The 12,668-nt window shown below is 59.1% G+C and carries 9 protein-coding genes and 4 pseudogenes; 4 read left to right on the forward strand and 9 right to left on the reverse strand.

The features are described 5' to 3' along the window. Positions 1–227: 227 nt before the first annotated feature. A complete protein-coding gene (locus tag ACVWW3_RS36945) occupies positions 228–518 on the reverse strand; it encodes a hypothetical protein (RefSeq protein ID WP_456651422.1) in 291 nt (96 codons plus the stop codon). A 121-nt stretch (positions 519–639) separates the two neighbouring features. Further along, positions 640–919: pseudogene (locus ACVWW3_RS36950) on the reverse strand (ATP-binding protein); the annotation flags it as partial. A gap of 999 nt (positions 920–1,918) precedes the next feature. Here ACVWW3_RS36950 and ACVWW3_RS36955 point away from each other — a divergent pair. From ACVWW3_RS36955 to ACVWW3_RS36965, 3 genes and pseudogenes are all read left to right on the forward strand, one after another. Next, on the forward strand, positions 1,919–3,724 hold the full coding sequence (locus ACVWW3_RS36955; protein WP_456651421.1) for an ABC transporter ATP-binding protein: 1,806 nt from the start codon (positions 1,919–1,921) through the stop codon (positions 3,722–3,724). 164 nt (positions 3,725–3,888) lie between these two features. Continuing rightward, positions 3,889–4,224, forward strand: a pseudogene (locus ACVWW3_RS36960) (TrbI/VirB10 family protein); the annotation flags it as partial. Further along, complete coding sequence (locus ACVWW3_RS36965; RefSeq protein ID WP_456651420.1) at positions 4,211–4,450, forward strand: DUF2274 domain-containing protein; 240 nt, start codon at positions 4,211–4,213, stop codon at positions 4,448–4,450. The pseudogene ACVWW3_RS36960 and the gene ACVWW3_RS36965, both read left to right, overlap by 14 nt. A gap of 64 nt (positions 4,451–4,514) precedes the next feature. Here ACVWW3_RS36965 and ACVWW3_RS36970 read toward each other — a convergent pair whose 3' ends face one another. The 6 genes and pseudogenes from ACVWW3_RS36970 to ACVWW3_RS36995 all read right to left on the reverse strand — a co-directional run bounded on the left by ACVWW3_RS36970 (position 4,515) and on the right by ACVWW3_RS36995 (position 8,371). After that, positions 4,515–4,685 (reverse strand): hypothetical protein, encoded by a 171-nt coding sequence (locus ACVWW3_RS36970; protein WP_456651419.1) that lies wholly within the window; start codon positions 4,683–4,685, stop codon positions 4,515–4,517. A gap of 737 nt (positions 4,686–5,422) precedes the next feature. Beyond that, positions 5,423–5,608 carry an acyl-homoserine-lactone synthase gene (locus ACVWW3_RS36975; RefSeq protein WP_456651418.1) on the reverse strand — a complete coding sequence of 62 codons (186 nt, stop codon included), beginning with the start codon at positions 5,606–5,608 and terminating at the stop codon, positions 5,423–5,425. Positions 5,609–5,659: 51 nt separating this feature from the next. Next, complete coding sequence (locus ACVWW3_RS36980; protein WP_456672334.1) at positions 5,660–6,019, reverse strand: acyl-homoserine-lactone synthase; 360 nt, start codon at positions 6,017–6,019, stop codon at positions 5,660–5,662. Between the two features lie 94 nt (positions 6,020–6,113). Next, a pseudogene (locus tag ACVWW3_RS36985) lies at positions 6,114–6,254 on the reverse strand (LuxR C-terminal-related transcriptional regulator); the annotation flags it as partial. A gap of 24 nt (positions 6,255–6,278) precedes the next feature. After that, a complete protein-coding gene (locus tag ACVWW3_RS36990) occupies positions 6,279–7,715 on the reverse strand; it encodes an IS701 family transposase (protein ID WP_456651263.1) in 1,437 nt (478 codons plus the stop codon). 221 nt (positions 7,716–7,936) lie between these two features. Continuing rightward, positions 7,937–8,371, reverse strand: a complete 435-nt coding sequence (locus tag ACVWW3_RS36995; protein WP_456651417.1) for an autoinducer binding domain-containing protein — start codon at positions 8,369–8,371, stop codon at positions 7,937–7,939. Between the two features lie 302 nt (positions 8,372–8,673). On the opposite strand from ACVWW3_RS36995, the pseudogene ACVWW3_RS37000 reads away from it, so the two are divergent. Continuing rightward, positions 8,674–9,065, forward strand: a pseudogene (locus ACVWW3_RS37000) (alanine dehydrogenase); the annotation flags it as partial. Between the two features lie 1,195 nt (positions 9,066–10,260). Here the strand turns inward: ACVWW3_RS37000 and ACVWW3_RS37005 are convergent. Beyond that, positions 10,261–11,985 carry an MFS transporter gene (locus tag ACVWW3_RS37005; protein WP_456651416.1) on the reverse strand — a complete coding sequence of 575 codons (1,725 nt, stop codon included), beginning with the start codon at positions 11,983–11,985 and terminating at the stop codon, positions 10,261–10,263. Between the last annotated feature and the right edge of the window lie 683 nt (positions 11,986–12,668).

Genomic DNA, 12,668 nt, shown 5'->3' on the forward strand with positions numbered 1-12,668 from the left:
CACCACCGGGGACACGACCAGTCCGGGTGCAACAGCTGCGACGCGCAAGAGGATCATCCGAAGCTTGATCCATGAGATTGTTGTGCGCATCCGCGACGAGGTGCTGGACTTGATTGTCCACTGGCATGGGGGCGATCACACTGCATTGCAGGTGAGGAAGAACCGCACCGGCGAGCACCGCTGGAGCACAGCGGCAGATTGGTCGATCTCGTTCGTGTCCTCGCGCGTCAGATGCCCGACAGCACCATCGCCGCGGTTCTCAATCGCGCCAGTAAGTCGACGGGGCGGGCAACAGTTGGACTCGTGTCCGCGTTCGCAGCCTGCGCAACCAACACGCCATCGCGGTCTACCGAGAGGGCGAGCGCGCCGAGCGTGGAGATGTCACTTTGGACGAAGCTGCAACTGCATTGAAAGTCAGTCCTTCGACGGTTCGCCGTCTGATTGAAGAACAGAGCTTGCCTGCGCAGCAGCTGTGCAAAGGCGCACCGTGGATGATCAAAGCGGTTGATCTGGAACATCCCGATGTCAAGCGCGCCGCGCATGCGCGGCGGTGCCGGCGGCCATCGTCTGGCGATCCGGGTCAAAAAGAGGCTCAACTCTAAGGGGGTAGCGAGATGGGCAGTATGAATCTGACTCGGATGGACCGAACAGCAGCAGATTGACGCCGGTCTCGAGCCAGACATCGCCTGCGGCGAGTGCCACACCTGTGCCTTGGATAGCATCGGCACGCTGTCGAAGTCGAGAGAGGCGAGCGCCTTGCCCGCGGGCAGGTGCGCCTCGGCAGTGTGCCGCTCGATCCGACAGCGGGCGCGGTCAGCCACCGCGTGCTCGGCAAGCACAGCAAGGAAGCGCACGGCGGGCAGCTTTCCTTGTCCGACTGCGCGGCAAGCGTCGGCCAGATCGGCTTGACACTGGGCAGGCGTAACTCGCTATGATGATCTGCCGCCCACTGGAACCAATTATACTATCGCTATGCCGATTAACAGCCGGCGACATTGACGCCTGCGCCACCCTAACACTGTTAGCGGCACCAATTATTGGATTTAAGAAAAACAGGTGGGCGTCCCCGGGGCCGGACAACGTCGCGCGCTGCTAAATCGCCTTCGGCTTCTTCCTACACGGCTCAAGTGGGCGGCAGACGTCTGGTGCTAGGACAGCAACCTAGTCGCCTCGTTACCGGAAGCAGTTGGCCTTTTGACATCTAGAATATGTCGCCTTGTGAGCTGTTCTTAGTTCTGCAGAGGGCTCAGTTGCTCGATCTCTATCGCGCTGGAGCTCGATACCTATTCACAGGAAGCAATGTCTTGTGCGAGGAGACCTATCGACCCGGTCCTTTGCGCAATCGGCTACCCATACATTGACTCGGCTGCACCTACCCCCTGTCAACTACCAGCCTTGGCTGTTGATTGAGACGATTGACACTGGCACTGCATGAGCGCCCTCGTGTGTTCGAGATCGAACATAAATCCGATCACGTTGGACCTGGCCGGTGCGTTGTCTCGTGGCCGTGTAGTCATGAAACGCGATCATTATCTTCTTGATGAACCATCTTGTGCTCGCCGATCGCTCCCATGCACGAACGCCTTAGGAACAGGACTAGACATGATTGCTTGCGAGGCCTGCTTTGAGACGACTGTGATCTTTCGAAGGAGAGGGCTTTCTCGAGCAGGATGCTGTAATGAACGAATTCTTCAGGACGTCTAATGGTGCATGAGGTGAGGCGTTTCCCTTTGCATGAGGCCGCCACGCTTCCGCGGAAAGTTAAGGAGCGAGATCCAAGCGGCCCAAAGTGTTGGCATCGAGTGCTTCGCCTGACCACGGAAAGCCGACAGAATGCCCGTGCTCAATCGCGCCGGCGCGATTCGGGGCTCAATTCAGATGGACTCGATTTGCATCCGGAGCGGGGCCGGGTTGCGGCATGACCGATCGAGCTGACAAACGTCCTATCGCAATCCGTGCGGTGCTCCCGTTCGTCTTCCGCCAATGGCTGCTCCAGCCCTACCGCGCCGCCCTCGTGCTCGTTGGGTTCCTTGGCGCAACGGCGGCCGACCTGTTCATGCCGGTTTACTCCGGCCAGCTCGTAGACGCATTGACGTCAGGCCCTTGCAACGAGGCCGCGCGACATGCGGCGCTGGCGGCATTCGGCGGCATCGCCGTGCTCGGCCTGCTTTCGATGATCTTGCGCCTCGTAGGTCTGGGGGCAATCGCTCCATTCACACTCAAGGCGATGTCAGATGTGGCACGCGAGGCGTTCATACGTGTCCAGCGGTTCTCAACCGATTGGCACGCTAACTCTTTCGCCGGATCGAGCGTGCGGAAGATCACGCGCGGCATGTGGGCCCTCGACTTGCTCAACACTACCATCCTCATGTCCTTGTTGCCGTCCCTGACGGTACTGGTCGGTTCGATGATCCTGCTCGGGCTGCATTGGTCTGCGCTGGGGGGCGTGATCGCGATTGGCACGGCTCTCTATGTCGCGGTGACGATGACATTTTCGATCCGCTATATCGCGCCTGCCGCACGCGTCTCCAACGCCTGGGACACCAAGATCGGCGGCACGTTGGCCGATGCGCTAACTTGCAACGCGGTGGTAAAGTCTTTCGGCGCGGAAGCGCGCGAGGATGTTCGGTTCGCCCGGATCATCAACCGTTGGCGCGCGCGGCTGCGACGAACCTGGCTGTGCTACAGCTACGCCGCCATGTCTCAGTACTCGCTGCTGTTGTGCCTGCGGGTGTCTGTGATCGGCGGCGCGCTGCTGCTGTGGACGGCGGGGCGCGCCTCGCCGGGCGACGTCACCTATGTGCTGACCAGCTACTACGTTATTCACGGGTATTTGCGCGAGGTCGGCATATACATCAACAACCTCCAGCGCTCAGTCGACGACATGGAGGAATTGGTCGCAATCCATGACGGGCCGATCGGGATCGGCGATGTGGCCGATGCAAGGCCGATCGCCATTAACGGCGGTGCGATCGTATTCGACAATGTCAGTTTCCAATATGGAGACGAGGAGGCGCCGCTCTATGACAAGCTATCAGTTGAGATAAGCGCCGGCGAGCGGGTTGGTTTAGTCGGCCGCTCCGGCTCCGGCAAAACGACCTTCGTCAAGCTCATTCAGCGGCTTTATGACGTCTCGGGCGGCCGCATTCTGGTTGATGGTCAGGACATTGCGCTGGCCACGCAGCACTCGCTCCGCAGCCAGGTAGCGGTCGTGCAGCAGGAGCCGATCCTGTTCCATCGCTCACTTGCCGAGAACATCGCCTATGGCAGGCCCGGAGCCGGCGTGGAAGCGATCGAGCGGGCGGCGCGGCTTGCGAATGCGCACGAGTTCATCCTCCGGCTGCGCAGGGGCTACAGCACGCTGGTCGGTGAGCGTGGCGTCAAGCTCTCAGGCGGTGAGCGGCAGCGCATTGCGCTGGCGCGCGCGTTTCTTGCGAATGCGCCGGTGCTTATCCTGGATGAGGCAACTTCAAGTCTCGACTCAGAATCGGAAGCCCTCATCCAAGAAGCGATGGAGCGGCTGATGAAGGGCCGCACCTCGATTGTGATCGCACATCGCCTGTCGACGGTGCGCAGCCTCGACCGCATCCTAGTATTTGATGGCGGCGTCATTGCCGAACAGGGCACGCATGTTGCGTTGACTAGGCGGCCCGGCGGAATCTATCGGCGGCTGTTGGAAAGCCAAGCGACTGAGTTCGGATCTCTACGGCAGGTTAGCGAATAGGGACGGCAGGGAGACTTCGGTCTTTGAGCCGCGAAAGAAATTGAAGGTTCAGCAAAGGGAGGCGCACAGCCAGAAGAAACTCAACGCGGTCGTCGACCAGGCTGAGCATACGGAAGCGGCGACCATCGATGAGCTGATCCGATAGGAAGTCGAGCACCAGCGGTCGTTCGGCGCCATCGGACGCGGCGGGCTATTCCGGTCCCGAGGACGAGGTCGACAACCACTGGAAGGAGCTATTGGGGACAGCAGCGCTTTGGAGCCTGCGCGCCGTTGGCACCGAGGTGAATTCGCGTGCCGACTCTGGTAGCACGAACAGCGACGTCATTGCGGCCCTGCGACTCGGAGCAGGAGATTCGATCAACCAAACCGGCCAGCAATTGGTTCGCCGCAATCTCAACATCCGAGCAACATTGATGATTCGTCCGTGTTTTCCGGTGCGGGTGATCGTCAATCGTGACCTGGTGCTCGAGCTTTACAGGGGTGAGAATGGCAAAGCTTAAACTCGCTGCAATCGAAAAGAAGCCCGTCAAGGTCACGCACGAACTCCCCGACGGCATCCACCGGGGTCTCATCGCCTGCGCCGAAATCCTGGCGCGGGAGACGGGACAGCCCATCACAGACCTCGCGAGACTGATCGCCCCCAAGCTGGCTCGGTTCATCGCAGCAGACAGAACTTTCCGAAAAGCGCGACGAGCGCCTCAGCGTCCGAGCGGAGGTGAAGGATAGCGCTCGGAGAGCATTTCCAGAAAGGCGGCGAGGGCGGGGCTTTCGTTTTCACCGCGCCAATATGCTAGCAACTCCAGCCGGCTCGCACCCGTGCCGTCGCGCAGCTCTCGGTAGAGAGGCCGGCAAAATTCGCCCCCATATCGGATTCGAGCACGAAGCTGATTCGGGCCTTCATGCTCATCAGGCTCTTGATGATGCCGCGGCTGACGTCGTGGCATTCGATTTTCGGCCGCAATCCGCGGAATCCGCAAGAAGAGCTTGAAACACCCCCGGATCGTAGTGGCTCAGCAGCACCGCCTTTCCCCGCAGGCCGGTCCAGGAGATGGTTTCGCGGACGGCCAGGGGTGCTTCTGAAGCAAGAGGATGAGAACGCGCTCGCTCCAAGGCGACATGGCTCTGATCTCGAAAACGGGCAGGCTCCCTGTGACGATCAGAATGTCCAGCGCGCCATTGCGTAGCGCCGTGGCAAGGTGCGTCCGAGACCGTTCGGATGTCGCAACCTCTATCAGGGGAAGTCTGGCTGAATTCCAGCAACGAGGCCTGCAGATTGCCTGCGGAGAGCGAAGTACAGAAGCCAACCCTCAGGCGGCCAGTTTCGGTGTTCTGAATGCAGTTGGCACTTGCAATCAGGGCATCAAACTCCTCCATAATCGTTCGAGCCTGGCGAAGCACACCGAGCCCGGCGTGAGTTGGACGCACACCCCCGCTATGATGTTCGAAAACGGCAACGCCAAATGGTGCTCGAGCTCATCAACGGTTGATGCTCGATTGTTGCGAATTCAGCAAAGCGGCGGCCTCACGGAGGCTACCGCAAGCGGCCGCAGCAACGGCGAGTCTCAGGTGTTTCAGTTCGATTGCCTTGTTGGCATGAAGGGAGGTTCTTGATCGAGGTGGTTTGTGCATCTAAGTCTCAAACCAGATAGCTTTACGCTCAAAATGTGCAGCCATGCCCTTATTGTACTTACTTCCAGATCAGGCGGCCGCTCGGATGACTGGAGCGCAGAGCACAGGACCTGAGATGTGTCCCGCTTTGCGGCTGCGATTCAGGGCATTGGGCGAGACCTCCAGGTGTCCAGCAATGGCCTTGGTGTTTCCGAGAGGACGAGCTTTCCCGATCGGGCGGAGGGGCCACCCGGCCCGGCGAAGAATGCGCTCCATCGGGCATCGGTGACAGTGACGATTTCGGTCAATTCAATGAAAATGCCGAGCTCAAGCATGCCGGCAAACACTCGTAAGTTGCCGCAGCAAGTCCGCCGCTCGCCTTCGCCGCATCCGACGGAGCATCGAGGGCGAACCGGCTGCTCTCCAAATCCGATCGCTTCGTGGTTCTCTCAGCATGATTGGCCCGGTCGAAGGCAGAAGCAGGATGCGACCCTGAACACAGCCATCGATTGAGCGGTTCAGTAGATGAACTGGCCGAAGGACATCAAACTCGTCGACCTCCACGTCGCCGCTGATCTCGACATCCCGGTCCAAGCACTGTCTTGAAACATGATACCTCAGTCGATGCTTATCCGAGAAATCATCGAGGAACTCGCCATAGACTTCTGGGGTGATGAGCTGCATCATGCTTACCTCTCCGGTTTGTTTCGTCAAACAAAGCAGAGAGTAGAGGCGAGCGCATCTTGTGCAGTCACTCAGGTGTCTACGAAGAGGAGGCGCTCTATGTTCGAAACTTTGCTTCGGTTAACAGCACGACGGCTTGACGCAACGAGCCAACGTCGAGCTTTGCTCGGAAGTTATTCAGGTGAAAGCACACAGTACGGTCGGTGATACCGAGAATGATCCCGATGTCGCCAGCAGATTTGCCGCGCGAAGACCACTAGTCTTACTGCGTCATAAATTTTTGCGCGATCGCGGACGCAGGATCGCTCTTGCGCAACATGGACATCGCGACAGACTTCTGACGAGGGCGAGAACGAGCCGTCGACGCATCGTCGCAATCGAGTTTGGAATGTGCCGTTCGGTGCGCAGCGGCGGAGCCTCTGGGTTTGTAACCTTCGGGAAGGGCAGGCGTTTGGAATAGCCCGGCTGAACGAGGCGCTGAGGGGGGAATCGTCTCCCTTTCGGAGATGAGGAATCCGTAAGCCGCTATGCATAGTGTGGCATGGTGGTGGAAGCCGCGCCAACCGCGCCCTTCGAAGTGGCCGAGCCCGACCTCCTGCTTGAGTTCCTGATAGTCGCGCTCAATGCGCCAGCGCAGTTTTGTCAGGTCGACCAACCGATGGAAGGCGATCTTTTCGGGAACGGTCGAGAGCCAATATTTTGTCGGCTCGGCCTCGTTCTTCGGCCACTCGATCAACAGCCATTCTTCCGGGCGGCTCTTGGTGAGGTTGTAATCGCGATGGGCAACCCGCACGCGCACCCGAGCAAAGCGCGAGGTGAGCTGCTCGGCCGAACCTTCGCGCCACGCGATCGTGCGCCATGCCTTTGCCGGCAAGCCGAGCGCGAGTTTCTTGACCGAGATTGGCTGATGATGGCGATCACGCCGTATCAACTTCGGCGGCCTTCCCTGGCCCGACCATCTTTTGGCGCGCAGCGGCACCATGCCCGGCGCCCACACCGTGGTGTTCGGTAGAATGCCAGCGACATAGCTCAACCCCAGCGTTGCGATATCCGTGCGCAGTTCGGTGTTGGCACCGTAACCGGCATCCATCAGCACGACGCCGCGCGGCAGGCCGGCCTCGCAGGCCTTACGAATCTGATCGAACGCGATCTGCGGCTTGGTCTTGAAGACAATGTCCTCAGGAATGCCGGCCTTTCGCCGGCGTGCGCGATCTTGCCATTCCTGCGGTAGGTACAGGCGATAAGCGACCGGCAGGCTGGCGTGGTGATTGGCAATCGACAGCGACACCGCGACCTGACAATTGTCCTGCTTGCCGAGTTGGCCGCAATACTGTCGTGCCACTCCTACTGAATGCCGGCCCTGCTTGGGAAAACCTGTGTCGTCGATAATCCAGGCCTCGATCGGTCCATGACGCTCGATCCGCGGCAGCACCATCTCGCGCACCTTGGTCAAGACCTTCTCGTCCGACCAGCGCCCTTCACCGACAAAATGCAGCAGCGATTGATGCTGCGCCGCTGTCCGTTCAGGCGCGGTGATCGCCGCCATCGGTTCCACGCTCTTGCGTTCGCATGGCATCATCAGACCAACGCAGTAATCCCGTAACGGCTTCGCCCGGTCTGCATGGCCGATCACGCTCACAAGCCCCTCGACATAGGCCGCAAACCGCGATTCACTCCCGTCCGATCTTGGGTGACCCATCCCAGCTCTCCATGCCGAAAAACGAATCTCCCGAAAATACCAGCAATTCCAGGATCAAAGATCGCGACTTTCTGACTCAGTAAGACTAGAGACATTCGAGCTCTCGGGGAGACTATGCTACCCCGGCGACCAAGCGATCGGCCGTCCAGAAACGCTTGACACGTGCATGGAAGAACGTTGCGATCAGCCGCAGGTCCTGGGCATGTTTGAGTATCGAATGCTCAAAACTGGCTCGACGGTCGTCGGTCGCAAAGCTCAGCGCCGCTGAGCGGACCGTTGTCATCGTGGATTGGAAATGTAAATCCATAACGGATGCCGAATTTCACCGCTTCTTCAAATATTTCGCGCTCTCGTTCCGATCGGACGGGCAGGCCAAATCCCAGCCCCCATTGAAAGGGCTGATTATAGCGGATCGCCTCACGCACCACGGGATCAACGGACGCGTATTTGAAGATAGTGTGCTGTCCAGGATCGCGGATCGAGATTAGGGTCGGGGGACCGCCCTGGATTATGAGGAAGTGCAAGACTGCGAAGCTAGATAGATTCAGCGCCTCTGCGATATCGGCCATGCTCTGCTGAGCGGAATCACGATCTGTGCTTTCGACGAGCCGGTCGGCGAGTTTTTGAAAGGCTTGATACAGCGTGGATGACCACACGGCGGTCCTCGGTGGTCGATGATGTCAAATCGCAAGCTATCTGGGCGGGTTGCTCGAGAAAGTTTGCATCGAAATATGCTGGAGCCAGCCTAGCTGCAACCTCTATTTCGGGAGCCAGCCGGATTCGACTCTGCATCTGCTATGTTGTGGTCTTGAGGAGACCTCCTGTAGGCCTCTCGATCTTTCTCCTTTTGGAAACCTGCATGATCGCGTGAAAGATGCTGAATTTCTGCAAAATCTGGACGTCTGCGGCGCAGGCCGTACGGTTTTTTCGATTAAAAGCACTCTCGAGGAGAGGGCAAATGAAGATCGGTGTTCCCAAGGAAATCAAGAGCCACGAATACCGCGTGGGACTTACGCCGGGAGCCGTTCGCGACTACGTGGCCGTCGTTCACAGCGTGCTCATCCAGACGAATGCTGGGGCTGTGCATTGGCGCAACGGATGAGAACTATCGCCAGCCGGGCGCAACAATCCTGGGCTCCGCTCGTGAGGTGTTCGCAGCTAGCGAGATGATCGTAAGGTTAAGGAGCCCGAGCCTTCCGAATGAAGCCAACTGCGAGAGAAACAGATTCTATTCGCGTACTGCATTTGGCTCCAGATTCGGACTAGGCTAAGGGTCTCCTCAAGTCTGGGTGCATGGCAATCGCCTATGAAACTGTGACGGACGCATTGAATAACGCGACTCTTCCACTTGATTTGGCTCTGGCCAACAAAGGGATTTGCAGCCGTGCTCGAAGATCCGCATCTGCGCGCAGGTCTCAATGTCTACCGAGGCCGGTTAACTTACAAGGCGGTGGCCGAAAGTCTCGGCCTGCCGTTCTCACCGATCGAACAGGCTGCGGCCTGATCCCAGAGGTCCCACCATGGGACGTTTTCTCCCTGACTTGGCGGGCCACTCCTTCGGGAGTGGCCCCTTTTTTGGTGTGCCGAGCATGTTCGACAGCTTGGAGGTGGAAGTCCTTTACCCAGCCTGATGGCGGCGAAGGGTTAGCGAAGCGCAAGGGCGTCATCGCGAGATGGGGTTTGAAGGAAGCGTGGAGCAAACCTGCGGCCCGATGGACAAGAACCGGGATAACGAGGCCTACCCAGCCGGACGAGCGAGCCAATGATCGCAAAGTCCACAGTCATCAAGGGCTGGGGTGATAAATCCGGCGGGCGTGCAGGGAAGGCGGTCGAACTTACCTCGGGAGATTTCCGGCGTGTCCGGGCGACCGGACTGAGCGGGCCGCAAGGTTCGTGATCGCGACGGAGAAGTCAGCAGACGGCATAGTAGGCGGAACGAGTTTCGCTGAAGGCCCGAACGCTGGAAAGACGTTTTGGATGTGGAAACCTCGAGCCGGCCATGCGGCGGAAATCCAGGTCACTGGCCTTGGGAGCGGCGGGAAAGGGTGAAGCCCGGACGGCGCCGCTCAAAGGAGCCGAAGCCGACGCGACGGAGTCCACCATCTGAACCTCTGGCGCGGACGCAAAACAAGCCGTTCGCGCTCAATCCGGTGAACCGCCGTATACGGACCCGTATGTACGGTGGTGTGGGAGGGAAGAGCCGCGAGACTCCCCCTATCCCGATTAGACTATCTATGAATTGGTTCAGCGAAGCCTAAGCGGGGACAAAAACGGTATCTCCACGCGAATTCTGGAAGGACGACGCTGCGGCTTTGGTGGTCTGCAAAAGGCCATCTAGTTTCTCGCGTCTGAACGTGCGTTTGTTCAGACTTGACACAGCCCTCAGGCTTCGACTACCGAGCCGAAGACCACCCGCAGATCCACGGTGAGCTCGCAACGAGGGGGATGCCGGTCATCATGGCAAACGCCATTCTCTGGTCGAGCTTCGAAGGGCTGCAGTGCTGAAAGGTGCTGGTTTCCGCGGCCGAGAAGCGCGCGGGATGCCTCAGGGCAGTATCGAATTGGCGCGGGTCTTGGAAATGACATTACCACGTTCGGCTCCGCCCAAGTCGCCCAGCAAGACTTCGTTGGCGGCATGGTCAGGTACATCATCCTTCCACCGGACGGATCCAAACGGTCGCTCTAGCATGCGACGGATACGCACGGGCTCCGGACCGACGTGGAAGGAGGCCGCTTGACGGTCCAGCGCGCGTTCGGTGTGGGTCGAGCGGTTGCGTTGACGCAGATAATCAAGCCAGGTCGGGCAATGGTAGCGCTCGGTCCACAGTTCCGGATCGGCAATATCGCGTGCGATCGACCAGCCATACGCGCCATTCCTTTTCCGGAACAGCTGCACGTCTTGCATTATGTTGTGAAAGGCCCGCGCATTCTCTTGTGTCACACGATATTCGATTTCTATCACAAGCGGCCCACTGCGATCGGTTAGCGCAAGGCGAACCTCAGGATGGGCGAGCGCCTCGGTGTCCTCGCTTCGCAGGTTTATGCGAGGCATACGGAGCCAGAGTCCCAATAGCGGAGAACTCAACATCAGGACGGCCGATATCAAAAGTGCCGTTTCGACCCCGGCGGCATCGGTCAGGCGACCCCAGCCCCAGCTACCGACAGCAATCCCGCCTGAGCTCGCTGCTTGGTAGGCCGCGAGGGAGCGTCCCGCGACCCATCGCGGCGCCGACAGTTGCACGCCAATGTTGAAAAGGGCCCACGCCATCATCCACACAGCGCCCGCAAGGACAAGGGCGGCCGATGTTAGAACGAGATCGCGGCTCAAGGCCACCGCGGCAAGCGAGCCAGCCATCGACAAAGCGCACGCTCGGATTGCTGCCTCACCGCTCAACCGCTTCCGTATTTCGGGTATATTTAGTGCTCCGATCACCGCACCCAAGCCAAACGCGCTGAGCGTAATCCCATACGTCTGGGCACCGCCTCGCAGGAGATCGCGTGCAACGAGTGGCATTAGCGCAATGATGGCGCCGCCGATCAGGCCCGTTACCATCGAACGGATCAAAACAATCTTGATCGGAGGCGAATTAGCGATGTAGCGGACCCCCGACACGATGGCACGGTTTAGCTTTTCGGGGGGGAGATACGCAGGTTCGGAACTTCTCTTCCAAAAGAATAGCGCAACAAGGAGCGGCAGATATAGCAAGGCGTTCAACGCGAAGGAAGCTACAGCGCCCGCTGTCGCAACCACAATGCCGCCAATAGCAGGTCCTACGCTGCGCGCAATATTGTAGCTGATGCTGTTCAGCGCGACCGCCGCCGGAAGAGCTTCCGCCGGCACCTGCTCACTAACGGAGGACTGCCAGGCAGGATCCATCATGGCTACGCCGCTGCCGATCACGAAACAAAGTATCAGCAACAAGTCCGGCGTGACCAGGCCGAGCCAGGCAAGTGTCGTCAGCGCGGTCGCACCAGCGAGCGAGATGCCGAGCGAGACGAGCATCACGATTCGCCGGTCATACATGTCAGCAATGGCGCCGGCTGGCATCGAGATCAGCATAACAGGCAGCAACAACGCGGTCTGAACAAGAGCGACTTTGTCGGCCGACGATGTCATCTGAGTCATCGCCCAGGCCGCGCCGACGCTCCGAATCAGGGCGCCCAAATTCGTAAGCAGACTGGCGAGCCAGATGCGCCGGAAGGTAGAGTGGCGGAACGGCGCAGTGATGCTTTCAGCGCTGAAAGCCCGAGGCTTGGGAGAATAAGTCATCTCGCTTGCTGCATTACCTCCGATGAATTGAAGATAGGCTCCGAAATTCGGCTACTGGCCAACGGTGAGCGGCCCTGTCTGCTTTGTGCCGCATGTGGGTGCGAAACGCCTTAATAGAGCGAACCTCGCTCCGAGGATTCGCTGTGGCTCTAGCCGGCCCTGGAGCGAACGGATCTGACCCTTGTCCTTGAAGCATGAGCATGAACGGGGCCGATGTCTAATCACTCGCCGCGACATCACCGGCCGCGTCAGCAAGGTGTGGCACGCACTCAGCCGCGCCAGAGGCGGGATAGTCCTGGGCCAGGTCTTGATCCCGTATAATGGATTGTATCTGGTCCGGCTTCGGCAAGCGAGCTGCTGCATCAGCCCTGCTGCAGAGAGATCGCCGTCGAATTCTTGAGATCTGCATATTTATGTCAGAGTGGGATGCTAGCAATATCTGAACGCATATAGACGGGCGTCCTACTCGAAGCCGATCTAGAAATCCGATCGAAGGTTCGCTAATTGCGCAGAGTACAAGATCGATGTGGCGGTTGGCAGCGTTTTACAAGCACTGAGCGATGAAAAAGCGCGGTATGCGACGCATGCTGGGCAAGCCGCCACCACCTCTCCATTCGGTAAACGTTCGCGAGTTCCGCTCGACCGAATCGGTCAGCTCGCGTGCGCTACAACACTGAACCGTT

The sequence above is a fragment of the Bradyrhizobium sp. LM2.9 genome, assembly GCF_054056555.1.